At 69.6% G+C, this 19,675-nt stretch carries 15 protein-coding genes and 1 pseudogene; 8 read left to right on the top strand and 8 right to left on the bottom strand.

What is annotated here, in order from left to right:
• The 5 genes and pseudogenes from IEZ17_RS39515 to IEZ17_RS39535 form a co-directional block, all read right to left on the bottom strand.
• A pseudogene (locus IEZ17_RS39515) lies at positions 1–220 on the bottom strand (Mu transposase domain-containing protein); the annotation flags it as partial.
• A 423-nt stretch (positions 221–643) separates the two neighbouring features.
• Complete coding sequence (locus IEZ17_RS39520; protein WP_229853078.1) at positions 644–1,693, bottom strand: iron-containing redox enzyme family protein; 1,050 nt, start codon at positions 1,691–1,693, stop codon at positions 644–646.
• Entirely contained in the window at positions 1,690–3,249 is a 1,560-nt protein-coding gene (locus IEZ17_RS39525) for an acyl-CoA synthetase (protein WP_189308464.1), read from the bottom strand. Before IEZ17_RS39525 ends, IEZ17_RS39520 begins: the two co-directional genes overlap by 4 nt.
• A gap of 44 nt (positions 3,250–3,293) precedes the next feature.
• Complete coding sequence (locus tag IEZ17_RS39530; protein WP_189308465.1) at positions 3,294–4,127, bottom strand: hypothetical protein; 834 nt, start codon at positions 4,125–4,127, stop codon at positions 3,294–3,296.
• A gap of 74 nt (positions 4,128–4,201) precedes the next feature.
• Positions 4,202–5,131 carry an ATP-grasp domain-containing protein gene (locus IEZ17_RS39535; protein WP_189308466.1) on the bottom strand — a complete coding sequence of 310 codons (930 nt, stop codon included), beginning with the start codon at positions 5,129–5,131 and terminating at the stop codon, positions 4,202–4,204.
• Positions 5,132–5,386: 255 nt separating this feature from the next.
• Between IEZ17_RS39535 and IEZ17_RS39540 the strand changes: the two genes are divergently transcribed.
• The 3 genes from IEZ17_RS39540 to IEZ17_RS39550 are packed head-to-tail and all read left to right on the top strand — an operon-like array spanning position 5,387 to position 7,897.
• Positions 5,387–6,340 (top strand): ABC transporter ATP-binding protein, encoded by a 954-nt coding sequence (locus IEZ17_RS39540; RefSeq protein ID WP_189308477.1) that lies wholly within the window; start codon positions 5,387–5,389, stop codon positions 6,338–6,340.
• Positions 6,337–7,104 carry an ABC transporter permease gene (locus IEZ17_RS39545; protein ID WP_189308467.1) on the top strand — a complete coding sequence of 256 codons (768 nt, stop codon included), beginning with the start codon at positions 6,337–6,339 and terminating at the stop codon, positions 7,102–7,104. The genes IEZ17_RS39540 and IEZ17_RS39545 overlap by 4 nt, the downstream gene beginning before the upstream one ends.
• Before the next feature lies 1 nt (position 7,105).
• Entirely contained in the window at positions 7,106–7,897 is a 792-nt protein-coding gene (locus IEZ17_RS39550) for an ABC transporter permease (RefSeq protein WP_189308468.1), read from the top strand.
• A 90-nt stretch (positions 7,898–7,987) separates the two neighbouring features.
• Here the strand turns inward: IEZ17_RS39550 and IEZ17_RS39555 are convergent, their stop codons facing one another.
• The 3 genes from IEZ17_RS39555 to IEZ17_RS39565 all read right to left on the bottom strand — a co-directional run bounded on the left by IEZ17_RS39555 (position 7,988) and on the right by IEZ17_RS39565 (position 11,371).
• Positions 7,988–8,965, bottom strand: a complete 978-nt coding sequence (locus tag IEZ17_RS39555) for a threonine/serine dehydratase (protein WP_189308469.1) — start codon at positions 8,963–8,965, stop codon at positions 7,988–7,990.
• An 87-nt stretch (positions 8,966–9,052) separates the two neighbouring features.
• Positions 9,053–10,123 carry an LLM class F420-dependent oxidoreductase gene (locus IEZ17_RS39560; RefSeq protein ID WP_189308470.1) on the bottom strand — a complete coding sequence of 357 codons (1,071 nt, stop codon included), beginning with the start codon at positions 10,121–10,123 and terminating at the stop codon, positions 9,053–9,055.
• Positions 10,124–10,159: 36 nt separating this feature from the next.
• Positions 10,160–11,371, bottom strand: a complete 1,212-nt coding sequence (locus IEZ17_RS39565; protein WP_189308478.1) for a cytochrome P450 — start codon at positions 11,369–11,371, stop codon at positions 10,160–10,162.
• 230 nt (positions 11,372–11,601) lie between these two features.
• Here IEZ17_RS39565 and IEZ17_RS39570 point away from each other — a divergent pair, with 230 nt between their 5' ends.
• From IEZ17_RS39570 to IEZ17_RS39590, 5 genes are all read left to right on the top strand, one after another.
• Positions 11,602–12,768 carry an acyl-CoA dehydrogenase family protein gene (locus IEZ17_RS39570; RefSeq protein ID WP_189308471.1) on the top strand — a complete coding sequence of 389 codons (1,167 nt, stop codon included), beginning with the start codon at positions 11,602–11,604 and terminating at the stop codon, positions 12,766–12,768.
• Between the two features lie 34 nt (positions 12,769–12,802).
• Positions 12,803–13,177, top strand: a complete 375-nt coding sequence (locus tag IEZ17_RS39575; RefSeq protein WP_189308472.1) for a thioesterase family protein — start codon at positions 12,803–12,805, stop codon at positions 13,175–13,177.
• A 12-nt stretch (positions 13,178–13,189) separates the two neighbouring features.
• On the top strand, positions 13,190–14,488 hold the full coding sequence (locus IEZ17_RS39580; protein WP_189308473.1) for an aminotransferase family protein: 1,299 nt from the start codon (positions 13,190–13,192) through the stop codon (positions 14,486–14,488).
• A gap of 10 nt (positions 14,489–14,498) precedes the next feature.
• The gene (locus IEZ17_RS39585; protein WP_189308474.1) at positions 14,499–15,815 is read left to right on the top strand and encodes a preATP grasp domain-containing protein; all 1,317 of its coding nucleotides are present in this window, start codon (positions 14,499–14,501) and stop codon (positions 15,813–15,815) included.
• A 168-nt stretch (positions 15,816–15,983) separates the two neighbouring features.
• Positions 15,984–19,675 (top strand): type I polyketide synthase (locus IEZ17_RS39590; protein WP_189308475.1); only part of this gene is annotated, 3,692 nt, incomplete at its 3' end.

The raw sequence follows: 19,675 nt of genomic DNA on the forward strand, positions 1-19,675 counted from the left end.
TGGCGTTGATCAGCTTGTGCGGGACTGAGTAGCGGACCGCGTCGACGGAGATCGTCGACTCCCAGGTGACCCGGCGGGTGGTGCCGAACGCGGCGGTGAACGGCCGCCGCGGCAACGGGTGCAGCCGCTCGCGTTCCTCCACGAGCCGTTCAACCGGCTTGTGCCGAGTCGCCTTGTGAGTACGGGAGTTGACCTCCTCGCAGAACTGTCGACAGGCGGCCCCGCCGGGCCTCGCGCGCCCGGGTGGTGGTACGGACCTGGCAGGCGGAGCCCTGGGGTGGGGGTGACGGCGGGCCGCACCTATCGCCCCATCGTCCGCCCCGGGCCGGGCCGCCGCTGCGGCCCGGGGTGCCGGCGGCCTGCCCCGGCGCCCCCTCCGCTTCGTGGACCCCGACACCCCGATCAGCGCCTCGTGGCATATCCCCGGTCTCGTCGACGATCAGCACACCGTCGTCGGTGCCGGGGGGCTCGAGGACGTAGGCGCGGACGTCGTCGGTGTCCCGGCGGGTGGTTCGCTGCACTCGCTGAATCGGCCCGGGGCCACCACATGATCGGCGTGAGCGCAGACAACCCTTGACGATCACGCGGTGGCCGTTCCCTTCCCCGGCAACCACGCGCTGGATCGCGACGTCACACTGGAGTACTAAGCGGCCGCGTTGAGGCCGATGATGCGGTCGAGGTAGCGGCTCGACGTGTTGAGTCGCCACAGGGCGCCCCGGGCTATGGCCCGGCGGTTACGGGGGTCGGCGGTCATCGGCTTGACGACGTTCGTGAACCACGCGCTGGCGTGGTGCGCGTCGATGCCGATGTGCAGGCGGTGGTAGGTGATGCCGTCGTCGGGCAGGCCCAATCGCTCCCAGCCGTGGAGCACCTGGGAGAAGCGGTCGGGCGCCAGCCACTCGGTCACCGCCAAGAGGCCGACCGCCTCGGCGAACGTGTTCCGGTAGCGGCACAGCATCACGGCGAGGTTGCCGCTGAGCAGGGCCTCGGTGGACAGGCTCTCCGCGAGTTCGGTGCTGGTGATGCCGAAGTGGTCGATGAGCCGGCCGAACAGCGTGGTGTGCACCATCGCCGGGTCGCCGTTGCCCATCTCGTCCCAGAAGTTCTGCGCGATCTCCAACTTGACGCCGCCGTCAGTGCCCACCTGCATCAGGGCCAGGAGGTCGTCGAAGCGGCCGTCCACGGACGACTCGTGGAGCACGAACCGACGGAAGTCCTCCTCGGTGGCGTGGTCCCGGATGAAGGAGCGGTAGTAAGGGTGCTTGAACGCCTGGTGCTCCCGGGTGAGGGCCTTGAGCCAGGGCACGAACGCGTCGGGGTCGTCCGGTATCGAGGCATAGACGGCCTCGTCGATCCAGGCGTCCTCGTTGCGGATGGTGTCCTGTTCGAGCCTCCGGGTCACGGCGTGCAGCGCAACGGAGCCCTCGGCCGTCGGCCCCGACGGCAGCTGGGTGTGCACGGCGTAGATCCTGGACAGCAGGTACTGCTGCGCGAACTGGGCGTCCGCGTCGCCGGCCGCCGCGGCGGTCCCGAGTTCGCCGACCCAGTTCACCAGTTCAGCGAGCAGGGATGGGTCGGCGTAGTGGGCTTCGAATTCGTCCTCGGACCAGGCGAGCTGCTGGGCGATGCGGTCGGCGAGCCGCATCGGCGCGGAGGCCGTGTCAAGAGACGGCGGAAAGAGCGTGCTGGTCATGCTGATATCTCCTCAACTGACGTATGAGACGGTCGGAAGTAGGTATGTGCCGAGGCCGGAGCGGACCGCAGGCGCGACTTGACGAGCTTGCCGGTGGGCGTGCGCGGCAGCCGGGCGGTGAACTCGACCACGCGCGGCGCCTTGTAGCGCGCGATGCGGCCCCGGACGAAGCCCATGAGTTCCTCGGCCAGGCCTGGACCGGGCTCGGCGCCGTCCTCCAGCTCGACCACGGCCTTGACTGCCTCGCCCATCTCGGGATCCGGTACCCCGACCACGGCGGCGTCGGCGACCGCGGGATGCAGCACGAGGACGTTCTCGATCTCCTGGGGGTAGATGTTGACCCCGCCGGAAATGATCGTGAACGCCTTGCGGTCGGTGAGGAAGAGGTAACCGTCCTCGTCGACGTGTCCGATGTCGCCGGTGGTCGTCCAGTAGGGGTGGTCGGGGTGCCGGGTCCGCCGGGTCTGCTCGGGATCGTTGTGGTAACGGAACGGAGGCTCTTCGCGCTCGAAGTAGACCAGTCCGGTCCGCCCGGCCGGGAGTTCCCGTCCGGCGTCGTCACAGATCCGCAGTGTGCCGAGCGCCCCGACCCCCACCGAGCCCGGCTTGCGCAGCCACTCCTGCGGGCCGATGAGGGTGACGCCGTTGCCCTCGGTCGACGAGTAGTACTCGTACAGGACCGGCCCCCACCACCGCATCATCCGGTGCTTCACCTCGATCGGGCACGGCGCGGCCGCGTGGATGGCGACCCGCAGCGAGGAGACGTCGTAGCGCTCGCGCACCGCGTCCGGCAGGCGCAGCATGCGGACGAACATGGTGGGCACCCACTGGCTGTGGGTAACCCGGTGCCACTGGATGGCGGCCAGTGCACCCTCGGCATCGAAGGACGTCATGAGGACGACGGTGCCGCCGGTCGCCGTCACGATGCCGCTGAACCGAAGCGGCGCCGCGTGATAGAGCGGGGCCGGGCACAGATAGACGGTGTCCTCGCCGAACCCGTACGCCGGCTGGAACAGCCGGGTGAACGCCGAGGGTTCGGTCCGGACGTCGCCGTCGGGCAGCACGGGTCTGATGCCCTTGGGCCGGCCGGTGGTGCCCGAGGAGTACAGCATGTCGACGCCGCGCGGCTGGAAGTGCGGCGGGTCGGCGGACGCCGCGGCGAGCGCCGCGTCGTACGTCCCGTCGTCCAGGCCGAGCACCGGCAGGCGGCGCGGCACCGCCGAGACGACCTCGGAGCCCAGTGCGGCGAGGCTTCCGGCGACGACCAAGACACGGGCACCGCAGTCCTCGACGATGTACGCGGCCTCCTCGGAGCTGAGATGGTGGTTGACGGCGGTGAGGTAGAGCCCGGACCGCAGAGCGGCCCAGTAGACCTCCAGCATCCGCGGGTCGTTGTCGCAGAGCACGGCGACGGTGTCGCCGCGGCGCAGGCCCGTCCGGCGCAGGTGGTCCGCGAGCCGCAGCGAGCGGTCCTCCAGCTGGCCGTAGGTCAGGGTCCGCGTGCCGTCGGCGGTCACGACCGCCGGTCTGTCAGGGGCGTACGCTCCCGGGAACATCGGCGAAGGCTCCTCTCTGTGATCACGAACGAGCGCCGGTCCCGTCAGGACCACAGGACGAGCTCCCCGGACCCGGAAATGCCGATGAAGAAGGCCAGGGCGACGCGGCGGCCCGGCCCGGCAGGCAGGATGCGGTGGTAGTTGCGGGGGTCGAACAGGACCGCGTCCCCGAGCGAGGCGCACACGCTGGCGTATGGCTCGCCGGCGACCATGTCGTCGGGGTAGAAGTAGTCCCCGCCGCGCCGGATCTCGTCACGGGGCTCCCAGCGGCGGCGGAACACGTTCAGCTCGCCCCCCGAACTCGGCACCGAGATATGGCAGTTGAACGCGAGCTGGCAGACCGGGGTCTCGTCGACCACGCCCGGGAACTCGCGCACCAGCTCGTCGAAGTGGACGCCGCCACCCCCGTTGACCTCGCGGATCATCCCGGAGAACATGGCCCGGCCGCCGAGGGTCAGGTCGCGGACCCCGCCGGGCCACGAGTCGGCGAGCTTGGCCTTGGCCAGGTCCAGCGGGTCCGCGCCGTCGAGCAGGCCGGCCCGCACAGCCGTGGACCGCTCGACGTCGGCCCAGTACACCGCGGGGAAGTCCTCGTGCTGGTAGTAGTCGAACACCGCCGGGCCGAGCTTGGGGATCCGCTTCTTCATCAGGGACTCGTCGTAACTGCCCATCGTGCAGTTCTCGAGCCCCGCCATAATCTGGGCGCACTGGTCGGCGTCGAAGAAGCCGCGGATGCGGATCGCGCCCAGCACGCCGGCGCCGAGGCGCAGCAGGTGGTCAGGTTCGAGCCGGTCGGTGGTGACGGTGTCGAACAGGAGGGCCGCCTGGTCGGGACCGGACTCGGGAAGGGTCTGCGGCGGTGTCTGGATGGTCGCCATGGTCGTTCGCTTCCTTTCGGTTCTCGGGGTGGTGCGCGCGGTCCGGCCCGGTGCCTTCGGATCGGGCCCCTCGGTCATCCGCGCCGCGCCGCGTTCTCCTGGTGGCGGCGTTCGGCGAGGTCCACGACCTCGTGGCAGCGCTGCTCCTGGAGCGAGTGCTCCAGGAAGGCCCACGCGGGGCACCCGTTGACCTCCATGACGACCCATTCGCCGTCGTGCCGGACGATGTCGACACCCGCCATACTCAGACCGGTCGCCGCCGTGGCGCGCAGGCCGACGTCGGCCAGGTCGTCCTCGGCCGTCACGAGCTCGATGTCGGCGCGCCGGATGTCCTCGGGCTTCTTCGTCTCGGCGCCGGAGATCGGCTTCCACTGGCCATCACTGTCGGTCATGACATGCACGCACATGGTGACCTGGTCGTCGACAACGTGGACCCGCCAGTCGCCGTCGTGCTTCAGGTACTCCTGGCACAGGAGTTCGCCGTACGTGGCGAGGAGCTGCTCCAGGCGGGCCCGGGACCGGTCGGTGAGCCCATCGGAGAAGCGGTCGACGTCGATGCCGCGGTGCCCGACCGAGGGTTTGACGACGACAGCGCCCCAATCTGCCACGGCCGCCTCGAAGTCCTCGACATTGCGGCAGATCCGGGTCTTGGGGACGCGCACACCGACCTGGGCCACGCGGTGCAGCATCACCGCCTTGCTCACCGCCGCGGTGTGGGCGTCCGCGGGGTCCAGCATGACCAGGCCGGACACGCTGGAGAGCAGGAAGAGCCGCTCGACCGCGTAGCGCCAGTTCTTCAGCCCGACGTGCGCGCGCGAGACCACCACATCCAGGTCGGCGGCGTCCCGGCCGGCGATGGTCGGGACCGTGCCGGTCGGGGTTTCCCGGAGTCCGATGTCCGAGATCTCGAAAACCGTTGTCTCGTGTGCCCTGGCCCGGGCTGCGGCCGCGATGCCCTCGGATTCCGACTCCCCGGCATGCCATGCCAGAATTCCCAGTTTCATACGCTGCCCTTTCTCGGAAATTTCCTTCTCGGATAGTGCGAATGAGGAAGCGAATGTCACACGGGCTCTGTGCGCCCGTCAATCGACGAAACCGCCGTCTCGCCGTCTCACTGTCCCGCCGGCGGGACAGCCCGCGGCGGCGCGATGTCATTGCCCGCTCGGAATGTTCCCCTGCGGATTTCCGGTCAGCCGCCTGCGCCCTTGACCCGCAGATAAGCCCCCGTGGTATAGGTGGAGGCTATTCACGCGGTGGAAATGGAGAGTCGTGGGAAACGGAGAGTCTCAGTGACCGGTGAACGCGTTATATCGGCCAAGGGTCTTGCCAAGCGTTACGACGCGTTCGAGGCAGTCAAGGGAATCGATTTCGAGGTCCGGTCCGGTGAGGTTTTCGGACTTCTCGGATCGAACGGCGCGGGCAAGTCGTCGACGATGAGGATGATCGGATGCGTGTCCCGGCCGACCTCCGGGGAACTGCGTGTCCTTGGAATGGATCCGGTCAAGGACGGCTCGCGCATCCGCGGGCGCATCGGCGTGTGTCCGCAGTTCGACAACCTCGATCCGGACCTGACGGTCCGAGAGAACCTGTACGCCTACAGCCGCTTCTTCGGCATTCCGCGCGCCAAGGGCAGGCGGCGGGCGGACGAGCTCCTGGAGTTCTTCGAGATCGCGGACAAAGCGCACGGGAAGGTCGCCGCGATGTCCGGCGGCATGAAGCGCCGGCTCACGATCGCGCGGGCCCTGATCAACAACCCCGAGATCGTCCTGCTCGACGAGCCGACCACGGGCCTGGACCCGCAGGCACGGCACCTGGTGTGGGAGCGACTGCACCAGCTGAAACGTCAGGGCATCACCCTCATCCTCACCACGCACTACATGGACGAGGCGGAGCAGCTGTGCGACCGGCTGGTCATCATGCGCTCCGGCCGGTTCGTCGCCGAGGGATCGCCGGCTTCCCTCATCCGGACGTACACCCAACCCGAGGTCGTAGAGCTGAGGTTCGCCTCGGACGACCTGCGCGCCCTGGCAGAGAAGGTCGACGACCTGGGAAGGGTCGAGGTGCTCCCGGACCGCCTGCTCATCTACACCGACCGGGGGAACGACGTGGCGGCCCGGGTACGGGACAGGGCGCTGGGCCCGTCGAGCGTGCTGGTCCGCCGGTCCGGCCTTGAGGACGCCTTCCTGGCGCTGACCGGGAGGGACGCCCGGTGACTACCTCCAGCTTGGCCGTCATGGAACGCCACCTGATCGCCTACCGTCGCTTGTGGAAGTCCTCGGCGCTCAGTGCCGTCCTGACGCCCGTGCTCTTCATGGTCAGCATCGGGGTCGGGGTGGGCGGCTTCGTCGACGAGGTCGACGGAGTGCCCTATCTGGCGTGGATCGCCGCTCCGTTGCTGCTCTCCGCGGTCTTCCAGCAGACCGCCCAGGAGTCCACGTCCCGCGTCTTCCACGAGCTGAACACCACCCGCACGGTCCACGCGATCGTCGCGACGTCGGCGGGTGTGCGGGACGTCCTGGTCGGCCGGCTGCTGTATCTGATGATCAGGGTCCAGTTCTCGACAGTGTGCTTCCTCGCGATCGCCGCGTGCTTCGGGGCGGTCCGCTCGTGGTGGATTCTCGCGGAACCGCTGGTGGCCGCCGCGGTCGCGATCGCCACGGCCTTGCCGCTGACCGCCCTGGCCAGCACCATCACCGACGACACGTACCTACCGGCAGTCTCGCGCCTCATCACGGTCCCGGTCGTCCTGTTCTCCGGCATCCTCTTCCCCCCGACGAAGCTGCCGGAGTGGGCGGCGGCCGCGGTCTACGCGTCCCCGCTCTGGCACGGGGTCGACCTCGCCCGGGCGGCCGCCCTGGGACAGCGGCCCGACTGGCCGCTGTGGGCGCACATCGCAGTCCTGGGCGTGTGGAGCGCCGCGGGTTACGCGCTTTCGTCCAGGATCCTCCATCGCCGCGTCTACGACGGGAACAGCTGACATGACCACTCTCGCTCCGTCTCCGAGCCGGGTGCGGGCCATCACCTCCCGGAACATCAGTGCCCTGCGCTCCGGGCCGGAGTACTGGGTCACGGTCCTCTCCGGTGTCTTCGAGCCGCTCATGTACATGCTCGCGATGGGCGTCGGCCTGGGCTCCCTGATGACCAGCGGTCACTGGACCGTGGACGGGAAGGAGGTCTCCTACCTGCAGTACATCGCCCCGGCCATGCTGGCGAGTGCCGCGATGTCCGGAGCGGTGTCGGAGACCCTGATCCACTTCTTTTTCAAGCTCCGGTACCAGCACACCTTCGAGGGGATGCTGGCCACACCGATCCGCCCGGTGGACATCGTCGCGGGGGAACTGCTCTGGGCCCTGATCCGGAGCGCCGCCTACATCGCCGTCTTCCTCGCCGTCATCGCGACGCTCGGGGTCACCACGCCGGCGCGTGCGCTCGTCGTCTTCCCCGCGGGATTCCTCGTCTCCTTCGCCTTCGGCGCGCTGGGGATGGTCGTGGCGACGCGGCTTCGCGGTCCGCAGGACTTCGACGCGGTGGTGGTCGGCCAGTTGGCCCTCTTCCTGTTCTCCGGGGCCTTCGCTCCCCTCAGCCGGTATCCGGAGCCGCTCCACACCCTCGCGGCGCTGCTGCCGCTGTATCACGGGGTGGAGCTGGTCCGGGGTACGGCGTTCGGTCACCTCTCGCTCGCGCTGGCGGGGCATGCGGCATACCTGCTTGCCCTCGGTGTGGGCTGCCTGACCTGGACCGCGCGCCGGATCGAGCTGGGTGACGACTGAGTACGGCCGGTCGGCGGGAGAGCCCGGCGGAAAACGGCAGAGACCCTGGCAACGCGGCGGAGGGCCGCGTCGCCAGGGTCCTTTCGTGGGTCAGGGGTTCGTGGGGCGGCCCAGGTCCGCGGGGTCGGTGTTGGCGCCGCAGAGGACCACGCAGATCTTCTCCCCGTCGGCCGGCCGGTAGCCGTGGGTCGGCGGCCCCTGCCGGCCGGTGAGAGCGGCCAGCGCGGTCGCGGCACCGTGTTCGACGATGACGCGGTGGTGGTCCCACAGCGCCCGGCGGGTCCGGATGATGTCCGCGTCGGCCACCAGCACCGATCGCACGCTGTCGTCGGTGGCGGCGTGCAGGGCCGTGGCGGAGGTGCGGCGGGCGCCGAGCGAGTCCGACGCCACGGAGTCCACGGGCACGTCAACCGGACGGCCGGTCTCGATCGCGGCGTTGAGCGCGCGGCAGTGTTCCGGTTCGACCGCCACCGTACGGATCCCGTGGTGCCGAGCCGCGGTGGCGACCCCGGCGAACAGGCCACCACCGCCGACCGCGACCACCACGGTGTCCATGTCGGGGAGGCGGTGCCGGATCTCCTCCAGGAGGGTTCCGGCACCGGCCGCGATGAGCGGGTGGTCATAGGCGTGGGCCAGAAGCGCGCCGGTCCGCTCCGCGTGGTCCTGCGAGGCTCCCAGGGCCTCGGTGTACTCGCCGTCGATCAGCCGCACGTCGGCGCCGTACTGCTGGAGCTTGGCGACTTTGACCTGCGGCGCGGTGCCGGGCAGGAAAACCGTGGCGGGCACGCCCTGCTGCCGGGCGGCCCACGCGCACGCGAGGCCCGCGTTGCCGCCGGAGGCGATAGCGACCCCGGCGTCCGGCAGGGTCCCGGCATCGCGATGCGCCTGGATGAAGTTCTGGGCCCCGCGGGCCTTGAAGCTCCCAGTGTGCTGGAGGAACTCCAGCGCCAGCCACACCTCGCGCCCCGGGAGCCCGTCGTCGTCGAAGGGCGCGAGGCTGATGGGCCGGACGCGTCCGGCGATACGGTCGGCGGCGGCTTTCACGTCGCCGTGAGTGATGGTGTCCACGTCCTTCGTCCTCCTGGAGTGGTGGGGTGGTCGCGACTCGGCCGCGACGGCGAGAACCGGCCATAGTCAAGACCGGCAGGACAGGGTCTAGGAGAGGCCGGCGCGTTCCAGTGCCTCGACACCGGCTCGCAGCGCGGCGATCCGGTCCCCCAGGGTGAAGCTCCCGGGTGCCAACGCGAACCCCGCGGGCGCCAGTGTGAGAGTGGTGACGCCGGCTTCGGCATAGGCCGTCATACGCTCGGCGATGCGCTCCACCGGGCCCAAGAGCGTGGTGGAGTCGATCAATTGGCGTGGGATGGCGGCGGCTGCGCCGGTCTTGTCGCCGGCCAGGTACCGGTCCTGGATCTCCGCTGCCTCCTTCTCGTAACCCATCCGCTGCGCGAGCCGGTTGTAGAAGTTCTGGCTGCGGCTGCCCATGCCTCCCACGTACAGGGCGGTGTAGGGCCGGAATCCGTCCGCCAGACGGTCGACGTCGTCGCCGACGGCGATCGGGAGGGTCGGAGCGACGTCGAAGCCGTCCATCGTGCGGCCCGCCCGCGCGCGGCCGGCGCGCAGGTGCCGCAGGGTGGTCTCCTCCAACTGCTCGGCCGCGGTGAAGAGCAGCAGCGCACCGTCAGCGATCTCGCCGGTCTGTTCGAGATTCTTCGGGCCGATCGCCGCGACGTACAGCGGTATGTGTTCCCGGACCGGGTGGACGGTCAGCCTCAGCGGCTTTCCGAGGCCGCCCGGCAGCGGCAGTGTCCAGTGCTCGCCCCGGTGGCTCAGCCGTTCACGTGCGAGCGTCCTGCGGACGATCTCGACGTACTCCCGGGTGCGGGCGAGCGGCCGGTCGAATCTGACGCCGTACCAGCCCTCGGAGACCTGCGGTCCCGAGACGCCGATGCCGAGGCGGAAGCGACCGCCCGAGAGCGCGTCGAGCGTGGCGGCCGTCATGGCCGTCATGGTGGGCTGGCGGGCCGGGATCTGGAGGACGGCCGTGCCGAGGTCGATGCGGTCGGTCTGGGCAGCGGCCCAGGCGAGCACCGTGGGCGCGTCCGAGCCATACCCCTCGGCGGCCCAGCAGACCGCGTAGCCGAGGCGGTCGGCCTCCTGGGCGACCGCGAGGTTGTCCGCATCCGCGCCGGCACCCCAGTAGCCGAGGTTGATACCGAGTCGCATGTCAGCACCTCCGGGCGGGGAGCGGTCGGCGAACGGCTAGAACGCGCACGGCAGGCTCTGGTGGCCGTTGACGAAGCTCGACAGGTGGCGCGTGCCGGGCGACGTGGTGTGGATGTCGGGGAGCCTGGTGAAGAGCTCCCGGAGCAGCACAGAGATCTGGTGGCGGGCTAGGTGAGCGCCGAGGCAGAAGTGCGGGCCGGGTGCGCCGAAGCTCACGTGGGGATTCGGGTGGCGGGTGATGTCGAAGGTGTCCGGGTCCTTGAAGGCGGTCTCGTCGCGGTTCGCGGAGTTGTAGAACATCACCACGCGGTCGCCGGCCCGGTAGGTGTTGCCGGACAGCTCGATATCGCTCTTGACGTCGCGGCGCATCCAGGTCGTGGGAGTGGCGTACCGCAGCACCTCCTCGATCGTGCGGGGAAGACGGCCTGGCAGGTCGTCCAGCAGCAGGTCGCGCTGGCCAGGGTGGTCGGTGAGCAGGGCGAGGGTGTGCGACAGGGTGTTGCGCGCGGTCTCGCTGCCGGCGACGAGGAGCAGGGTGAAGAACTTCCCCAGCTCCTTCTGGGTCAGGCACTCGCCGTCGATGTCCGCGGTGATCAGCTTCGTGACGAGGTCGTCGCCGGGCTGCCGTCGTCGGGCACTGGCCAGCTCGGCCGCGAACGCGTGCAGCTTGGTGTACTTCGCCACCAGCGTGGCATCGCGGTCGTTCCCACCCGCCGTCGCGTAGTCCGGATCGCCGGCCGCAAGGATCATGTCGGTGAGGCCGATCACCTCAGCCTCCATGGATGCCGGAATGCCGAGCATGCGGCAGATCACCCGCATGGGCATCAGCATCGACACCTCGGCAACGAAGTCGCACGGTCCCTTGTCGACTAGGTCGTCGACGATCCCGCGGGCGATGCCCGCGATGTCCTCGGCGAGGTTCCCGATCATCTTCGGGGTGAACGCACGGCTGACGATCCGGCGCAGCCGGGTGTGCTGGGGAGCGTCCAGGCTGATGATCGACCCCGCGAATTCCAGGACCTCTGGAGACGGATTGTCCGGGCTGGTCGAGATCGGCTCCGAACTGAACACCTGGGTGTTGCGGCTCGCTGTCAAGACATCGCCGTACCGGGTCAGTGCGAAGAAGCCGTGGCCGTCGTCGGTGGGGCAGAACACCGGCCGCGGATCCGCGCGCAGTTGCCTGAACACTCGGTTTCGATCTTCCAGCGGCTTGTGCCAAAAATCCAGGTGGATGAGATCGAGTTCCATGGTCTTCACAAGTAGGAATCCTTCTTCTCATGGGCGTCTTCAGGAACGTAGGAGCCGATCCCGGGAAGGAGCAAGGACAAGTCCGCGGAGGTTTCCTCAGGCATGTCCCGCCGGCGGGACGGGGGTTGTGGCGATGCCTATTCCGGGGGTTTAGTTCGTTGCCAACCGGACACGGCCTTTCTAGTGTTCCGTCCGTCAGTCACCCCCTGAATACAGATCGAGAGGCAGCAATGGACAACCGGTGGAATGAAACCCAGCGCGCGCTCCGGGCGAATTTCATGGATTTCGGAAAAACCATTGCCGCGCCGGGAAGCATCCGGCGCGACCGCACGGCAGAATTCGACTTCGACCTGTGGCGGAAAATCGCCGACAGTGGGTTCTGGAAGATATCGGTGCCCAAGGAGCTCGGTGGTGACGGCGGCGAGCTGAGCGATTTCATCGCAGCCCTCGAAGGGCTCAGCCGTGGCGCCAACGATCCCGGTTACATGGTGTCGGTGGGCGCGCACGGCTCGCTGATCCAGCTGCTGCTGCGGTACGGCACGCAGGAGCAGCAGGAGCAGTACATCCCGCGCCTGATGTCGGGCGAGGTCGGGGCCACCGCGTGCACCGAGCCGACCGGCGGCTCGCACGTGACCGGCATCCGGACCACGGCACGCGCCCGCTCCGCGGGCGAGTTCGAGTTGACCGGCCAGAAGTGCCACATCACCAACGCCCCAGTGGCGGACATCTCGCTGATCGTCGGGCGGGTCGCCGACGTCGGCAAGCGGGACATCACGCTCTTCCTGATCGAGCGCGGTCAGCAGGGCATCTCCCAGGGCGCTCCCGAGGACCTGATCGGACTGCGGTCGAGCCCCCTCGGGCCGATCACGATGGACGCCTCGCGCATCACCCCCGACCGCATCATCGGCGAGATCGGCAACGGCATCGAGATGCTCTACTGGTGCCTCGCGTTCGATCGGCTGAACTTCGGCATCATCGCGTCGGCGCACATGGACTCCTTCATCCCGCAGGCGCTGGAGCGGGCTACCACCCGCGAGGCGTTCGGCGTCCCGATCGCCGAGCACCAGTACATCCAGGACAAGATCGTGCTGATGAAGGTCGCGGCGGAGACCGCCCGCCAGCTGTCCTACGCCACGCTGTCCGCCCTGGAGAACGGAGACGACGCCCAGGCGAACAGCCTGGCGTCCTGCACCAAGCTCGCAGCCGCACAGGGCATCGTCGCGGCCAGCCAGGAGCTCCTGCAGATCTTCGGACACCTCGGATTCGACCGGGACTTCGGCATCGAGCGCCAGCTGCGCGATGCCGCGGCGTTCCGGATCGCCGGCGGCACCGACGAGATGCAGAAGAAGAACATCTTCGGCCAGCTGCTCGCGGAGCACCGCACCGCGCGGGCCTGATCCGAGCACACGAACGAGAGAGGCGGAAACACCCATGGGTTCAGCGGAGGTCCTCAGGGAGACCCGGCAGGTGACGGACGCGGATTCGGCCGAGCGCTGGGGCAACGTCGGCCTGCCCGTGCTGTCGACACCGGCGATCCTCGGAACCGTCGAGGTGCTGTGCGACGCGCTGATGAAGAAGCATCTGGACGCTGGCCAGATGACCGTCGGAGTGTCCGCGACCATGCAGCACCGCGCCCCGGTGAAGGTCGGCCGGACCATCGAGTACGAGATCAGCGCGCCCGCCTTCGCCCGGCGGATGGAGTTCTCCTTCCGGGTCCTCGACGAGGCCGGCGAGGCCGTCAGCGTCGGTACGCACGAGCGAGCGGTGATCGACGTCCAGAAGTTCACGAGCCGACTGGCCGACTGAGGAAGCAAGGACATGTCAAACGACATTCTCGACACACCGGAACTCAACCTCAGGGCCGGCAAGCCCGTCGCGGTGAAGGCCAGCGGGTGCTGGGTCTACGACACGGAGGGGCGCGACTACCTCGACGGCAGCTCCGGGACGATCTGCGTCAACATCGGCCACGGTGTTCCGGAGATCATCTCCGCCATGACCGAGCAGGCACAGCAGCTGGGTTTCGCTCACCGCAACCAGTTCGCCAGCCAGGCCGTACGCGAACTCACCGCGGAGATCCACCGGGTGACCGGCCACAGGTTCAAGGAGGTCGTCTACACCAACTCCGGTTCGGAGGCCACCGAGACCGCACTGCGTCTAGTGCTGAACCACCACGCCGCTCGCGGCGACGTCGACCGCACCGTCGTGCTGGCCCAGTTCCCCAGCTACCACGGAATGACCGCCGGTGCCCTGAGCATCTCCGGGCACCCGCAGCGCCGACGCAACCTCGACCCGCTGCACGACAACCGGCTGAGCCTCGGCACGGTCGCCGCCCGCGACGCCGCCTCCTCGCTTCCCACGCTGGCGGAGTGGGAGGAGCGATTCGCCGCCATCGGCCCGGAGCGGATCGCCGCCGTGGTGGTCGAGCCGGTCAGCGGCGCCGCCGGCGGCGCCGCCGAGCTGCCGGACGAGACCCTTCGAGGCCTGCGCGAGCTGTGCGACCGGTCCGGCACCCTGCTGGTGATCGACGAGGTCATGACGGGCTTCGGCCGGACCGGCGAGTGGTTCGGCCACGACCGCTCCGGGGTGCGCCCCGACCTCGTGATCACCGCGAAGGGGCTGAGTGCCGGGTACACGCCCATCGGCGCCTGCCTGGTCAGCCGGGAGGTGCTGCCGGGGCAGTCGGCCACCGACGCCGCGGTCGGGCACACCATGAGCGGCAACCCGGTGTCCGCCGCGACCGCGCTGGCCGTGCTCCGCTACATGCAGGAGCATGACCTGGTCGCCCACGCCGCCAAGCTCGGCCCCCTGCTGACCGAGCGGCTCGCCGAGGTCACCGCCGGACTGGAGTTCACCCGGCCGCCGCGCGGCCGAGGACTGCTCCAGGGCGTACCCCTCGTACAGGACGCTGAGGAGTTCGCCACGAACCCGCTCGCACCGCGGATCTGTGCCGCTGCGATGGAATACGGCCTGCAGCTGTACCCGGCCGGAGTGGACGCACGGTCCCAGACCATCCTCGTGGCCCCGCCACTGACCATCACCGAAGCCGAACTGGACATCCTCATCGCCCGGTTGGAGCAAGCCCTACGTCTCGTCGCCGCCACGACACACGCCCGCTAGGGAGCACTCCATGAGCAAACTGATCATCGGCAACTCGTTCAACGACTACCTGGTAGGCGATCTCAACTCCTTCGACCCGCTGGAGCGGACGATAGGAGGCAACATCTCGCTCCGGCTCGTCTGGCTCGCCGAGCCGGGTGACCTCGTGGTGCTGCCCCAGCCCGTGAATCCCGAATTCGTTGCGTACGTCATGGACTTCAAGGGCATCCCGGCGGACTCGGTCACCATCCTCGTGCCGCCGCCGGGCGAGTTCGGCACCGACGTCCTCACCACGGACCGGCTGACCGAGCCCGCCTTCGAGCGACGGCTGCTCAAGGAAGCCCGCGCATGCGGCGTCGATCAGGTGCTTCCCTACGTCTTCGACACCGTCGTCGTGCGGATCTGCGAGGAGCTCGGCCTCGACACCTCGGCACCGAACCTCGCCTTCCTGAAGGAAGGTGGCTGTGAACTCCTCAACAGCAAAAGCCTGTTCCGACTGATCGCGGCGGGAGCCGGGGTCGCGACCGCCGACGGCGTGGCGACCCACTCTCGAAGGCGCGCCGAGAGGTTCGTCTTGGATCAGTTTGCCCTCGGCCGTCCAGTGATCGTCAAGCAAGACTTCCACCAGGGCGGACACGGAAACGAGATCCTCGCCCCCAGCGCCGGCGTCACCCAGATCGGGGCGGGCGCGCTCACCGTGCTCGACCGGCCCGGCGCGCTCGCCAGCCACCTCGCCCAGCGGTGGCCCGTCTACTCCAACGACGAGCGGAACAAGGTCGTCATCGAGCACTACGTTCCGGACAGCATCCCGGTCGGTGCCGAAGTCGAGATCAATGACACCGGCGCGACGGTGTACCACGTCGGAGAGATGCGCATGACGCCGGTCTTCGATGGAGTCGTCCTGCCGGGCGAGACCACCACCAAGGCACAGCGCGAGGAGTTCCGTGCCGCCACCGAGCGGCTCGGCAAGGCCATCCAGGCCCTCGGCTACCGAGGACTGATCAACATCGACGGAATCGTCTCGCCGGACGGCGAGGTGCGGTTCACCGAGTACAACGGCCGACTGGGCGGCACCACCCACCTCCACTGGCTCGGTCTTACCGTCGCCGGTGAGGACTACCCGGACCGCGCGGTCTTCGTCAGCAACAACGACTGGCAGGTAGCCTCGTTCACCGCGGCGATCGCCGAGCTGCGGGCCCAGGGACTCGCCTACGACGCCGAGCGCTCATCCGGCGTGGTCATCACCTGCGACCACACTCAGCAGTCCGGTGCCATCGAGTACTGCGTGGTCGGCCCCGACAGCGAGTCCGTCGCGCACACCGAAGCGGCCCTGAAGAACCTCTTCTGAGCCACCGACCGCGCCGACAAGGCTGATGCCCATGGGGCGGGCCGACTGAGTCCCCCGCCGTCCCAAGCCGCTCCGACGGCCGGACCGCTCCGCCTGGGCCACCATCGGCCCAGGCGGAAACCGTGGTGCCCCCTTACCCCAACCATGCGATAGGCAGAGTTCACAACCATGCGCGATGCCGAGATCACCAACGAGTCCACCACGCCGGCCACGGACCGCTCGGCGGACCAGGACCAAGCGACGGCGCCTACGCCCCTCACCGGCGGGGCCCACGAACCCATCGCCGTCATCGGCATCGCGTGCCGGCTGCCAGGCGCCTCCGACCCCGAGGCGTTCTGGCATCTGCTGGACGCGGGCGAGGACGCGATCACCGAAGCGCCCGTCGACCGCTGGGCTCACCACCCCGACATCCAGGCGCCATTCGGCGGCTTCCTGGAGCAGGTGGACCGGTTCGACGCGGGCTTCTTCGGCATCTCGCCGCGCGAGGCCACCATGCTGGACCCTCAGCAGCGCCTCATGCTCGAACTCAGCTGGGAGGCGCTGGAGAACGCCCGGGTCGTGCCGGGCGAGTTGGGCGGCAGCCGCACCGGAGTCTTCGTGGGGGCCATCGCCGACGACTACGCGCGCCTACTGGACCGCGCGGGCGACGCTGGCATCACCCAGCACACGGTGACCGGCACCTACCGCGGCATCATCGCCAACCGTGTCTCCTACTTCCTCGACCTGCGCGGTCCCAGCCTGGTCGTCGACACCGGGCAGTCCGCGGCCCTCGTCGCCGTCCGGATGGCCTGCGAAAGCCTGGCCCGCGGCGAGTCCACGCTCGCGCTGGCCGGCGGTGTGAGCCTCAACATCCTGCCCGAGACCACCGTCAGCACCCAGAAGTTCGGAGCCCTCTCGCCCGACGGCCGGTGCTACACCTTCGACGAACGTGCCAACGGCTATGTGCGCGGCGAAGGCGGCGCCGTCCTGCTCCTGAAGCCGTACTCCCGAGCCCTCGCCGACGGCGACCAGGTGCACTGGCTGATCCTCGGCGGTGCCGTCAACAGCGACGGCGCCACCGACGGGCTGACCAGGCCGTCCGTGCGCGCCCAGCAGGAAGTCATCCAACTCGCGCACCGCAACGCCGGCATCGCCCCCGCGCACGTGCAGTACGTCGAGATGCACGGCACCGGCACGCCCACCGGCGACCCGATCGAGGCCAGGGCCCTGGGCGCGGCGATCGGCATCGCCCGCACCGCCGACGCCCCGCTGCTCGTCGGCTCCGCCAAGACCAACGTCGGCCACCTGGAAGGCGCCGCCGGCATCGTGGGCCTGCTGAAGGCAGGCCTCGGCATCATGCACCGGAGGATCCCGGCGAGCCTCAACTACCAGCGGCCCAACCCCGAGATCCCGCTCGACGAACTGCGCCTGTGGGTGGCCACGGAGTCCGGGCCCTGGCCGCAGCGCGAGAGCCGACTCATCGCCGGCGTCAGCTCGTTCGGCATGGGCGGCACCAACTGTCACCTGGTGGTCGCGGAGCAGCCGCCGACCGACCGGCCGTCCGGCGGCCCCGCGGCGCTGCCTGGTTCCGCGGCGGCGCTGGACGGTTCCGCGCAGCAGGCCCCCGCGCCCGCTCGGACCGGGACCGTGCCCTGGCTGCTGTCCGGTACGACCGAGGCGGCCCTGCGCGCGCAGGGGGAGAGGCTGCTGACCGCGCTGGCGGACAACCCCACGGCCGACCCCGTCGATGTCGCCGCTGCTCTCGCCACGACCCGCACCCACTTCGCCCACCGCGCCGCCGTCGTCGCCGACAACCGTGACCAGCTCCTCGCCGGCATCGAGGCACTGGCCCGCGGCAAGCGGTCGGCCGCCGTGTTCACCGGGCGGGCCGGAACCGGCCGACTGGCCTTCCTCTTCACCGGCCAGGGAAGTCAACGCCTCGGCATGGGTCGCGAGCTGTACCAGATCTTTCCGGTGTTCGCGGCAGCCTTCGACTCCGTGTGCGACGAACTCGACCCCCGGCTCGGACAGCCGCTGCGCGAGGTCATGTGGCACGCCGCGGATCGCGCCGCGCTCGACGAGACTCGCTTCACCCAGCCCGCCCTGTTCGCCGTCGAGGTCGCGCTGTACCGACTGCTCGAGTCCTGGGGCGTACGACCCGACTACCTGGCCGGCCACTCGATCGGTGAGATCGCCGTCGCCCATGTCGCCGGAATCCTGTCGTTGCCCGACGCCGCAGCCCTCGTCGTTGCCCGGGGCCGGCTCATGCAGCAGCTCCCTGCCGACGGGGCGATGATCGCCCTGGAGGCCTCCGAGGCCGAGGTGCTCCCGCTCCTCTCGGGCCTGGAGACATCCGTCGGCCTCGCCGCGGTGAACTCGCCCGGCTCGACCGTCGTCTCCGGGACCAAGGCCGACGTCCTGGCGATCGAGGCGCACTTCCGCGCAGGCGGCCGCAGGACACGCCGGCTGACCGTGAGCCACGCCTTCCACTCGCCGCTGATGGCGCCCATGATGGCCGAGTTCGCCGCCGTCGCGGACGGCCTGACGTACCATGCTCCGCAGATCCCGGTGGTGTCGACCGTCACCGGCCGGCCCCCCCGGGCCGACGAGCTCTGCAGTGCGGAGTACTGGGTCCGGCACGTCGCCGCGACCGTGCGCTTCGCCGACGCCCTCCAGGCCCTGCACGCCGCAGGAGTCGAGACCTTCGTCGAGATCGGACCCGGCGGCGTGCTGACCGCCGTGGGACAGGAGTCGCTCGACGGCACGGACGCCGTGCTGGTGCCCGCGATGCGCGATGACGCCGAGGGGTTCGCCGCCGTCGCCGCAGCCTCCACCGTGCACACCCGCGGGTTCGCCGTCGACTGGCCGAGGTTGATCGGCGCACCGGCCCGGCCGGTGAACCTGCCCACCTACGCCTTCCAGCGCAAGAGCTACTGGAATGCCCCGGCCGCCGGCAGCAGAGGCAACGTTCCGCATCCGGCCGAGCGACGCGGGCCTACCGTGGAGGCGGAGTCCGTCGCCAAGGCGCCGACGACGGGCGGCTCGACGCCGCTGAGCACGCTCGCGGCCGACCAGCTGGCCCGCGAACTCACGGAGCTGGTCCGCACTCACGCGGCTACCGTGCTGGGGCGTGATGCCACCGACGAGGCCATCGAACTCGACGTCACATTCAAGCAGTTGGGACTCGATTCCCTGCTCGCGGTGGAGCTGCGCAACATCCTCAACCAGGAACTGGGCCTGCGCCTGCCCAGCACGCTGCTCTTCCGCTGCCCGACTCCAGCGGCACTGGTCGACCACCTCGTCGCGCAGGTGTCCGGCGCGGCCGACCTCGCGGAGGCGGAGAACGACGGCGCTACCCCCGGCGTGAGCGGCGCCGAGGACGACGACCCGATCGCCGTGGTATCCATGGCGTGCCGCTATCCAGGTTCGGTCGCCTCCGCCGACGACCTGTGGCGGATCGTTGCCGGCGGCGTGGACACGATCGGCGACTTCCCGTCGGATCGCGGCTGGGACCTCGACGAGTTGATCGGCCGGGACGCGTCCGTGACTCGGCACGGCGGCTTCCTGGACGACGTGGCCGCCTTCGACGCAGACTTCTTCGGGATCAACCCGCGCGAGGCCGCCGCGATGGACCCGCAGCAGCGGGTGCTGCTGGAGACCGCGTGGGAGGCGTTCGAGGACGCCGGGATCGCCGTGTCGTCCCTGCAGGGCAAGCGCGTCGGCACCTTCATCGGTGCCACCGCGATGGAGTACGGACCGCGGCTGCACGAGTCGGTCGACGGCTCCGAGGGGTACCTGCTCACCGGCAACTCCGCCAGTGTGATTTCCGGCCGGGTCGCGTATTCGTTCGGTTTTGAGGGTCCGGCGTTGACGGTGGATAC

Origin of the sequence: Streptomyces albospinus (assembly GCF_014648695.1) — a bacterium.
Classification (GTDB): Bacteria; Actinomycetota; Actinomycetes; order Streptomycetales; family Streptomycetaceae; genus Streptomyces; species Streptomyces albospinus.

What these genes read in the sequence shown, in the direction of transcription:
- IEZ17_RS39520 (WP_229853078.1), bottom strand. Translation starts at nt 1,693, where the DNA reads ATGACCAGCACGCTCTTTCCGCCGTCTCTTGACACGGCCTCCGCGCCG.
- IEZ17_RS39525 (WP_189308464.1), bottom strand. Translation starts at nt 3,249, where the DNA reads ATGTTCCCGGGAGCGTACGCCCCTGACAGACCGGCGGTCGTGACCGCC.
- IEZ17_RS39530 (WP_189308465.1), bottom strand. Translation starts at nt 4,127, where the DNA reads ATGGCGACCATCCAGACACCGCCGCAGACCCTTCCCGAGTCCGGTCCC.
- IEZ17_RS39535 (WP_189308466.1), bottom strand. Translation starts at nt 5,131, where the DNA reads ATGAAACTGGGAATTCTGGCATGGCATGCCGGGGAGTCGGAATCCGAG.
- IEZ17_RS39540 (WP_189308477.1), top strand. Translation starts at nt 5,387, where the DNA reads ATGGAGAGTCGTGGGAAACGGAGAGTCTCAGTGACCGGTGAACGCGTT.
- IEZ17_RS39550 (WP_189308468.1), top strand. Translation starts at nt 7,106, where the DNA reads ATGACCACTCTCGCTCCGTCTCCGAGCCGGGTGCGGGCCATCACCTCC.
- IEZ17_RS39560 (WP_189308470.1), bottom strand. Translation starts at nt 10,123, where the DNA reads ATGCGACTCGGTATCAACCTCGGCTACTGGGGTGCCGGCGCGGATGCG.
- IEZ17_RS39565 (WP_189308478.1), bottom strand. Translation starts at nt 11,371, where the DNA reads ATGGAACTCGATCTCATCCACCTGGATTTTTGGCACAAGCCGCTGGAA.
- IEZ17_RS39570 (WP_189308471.1), top strand. Translation starts at nt 11,602, where the DNA reads ATGGACAACCGGTGGAATGAAACCCAGCGCGCGCTCCGGGCGAATTTC.
- IEZ17_RS39575 (WP_189308472.1), top strand. Translation starts at nt 12,803, where the DNA reads ATGGGTTCAGCGGAGGTCCTCAGGGAGACCCGGCAGGTGACGGACGCG.
- IEZ17_RS39580 (WP_189308473.1), top strand. Translation starts at nt 13,190, where the DNA reads ATGTCAAACGACATTCTCGACACACCGGAACTCAACCTCAGGGCCGGC.
- IEZ17_RS39585 (WP_189308474.1), top strand. Translation starts at nt 14,499, where the DNA reads ATGAGCAAACTGATCATCGGCAACTCGTTCAACGACTACCTGGTAGGC.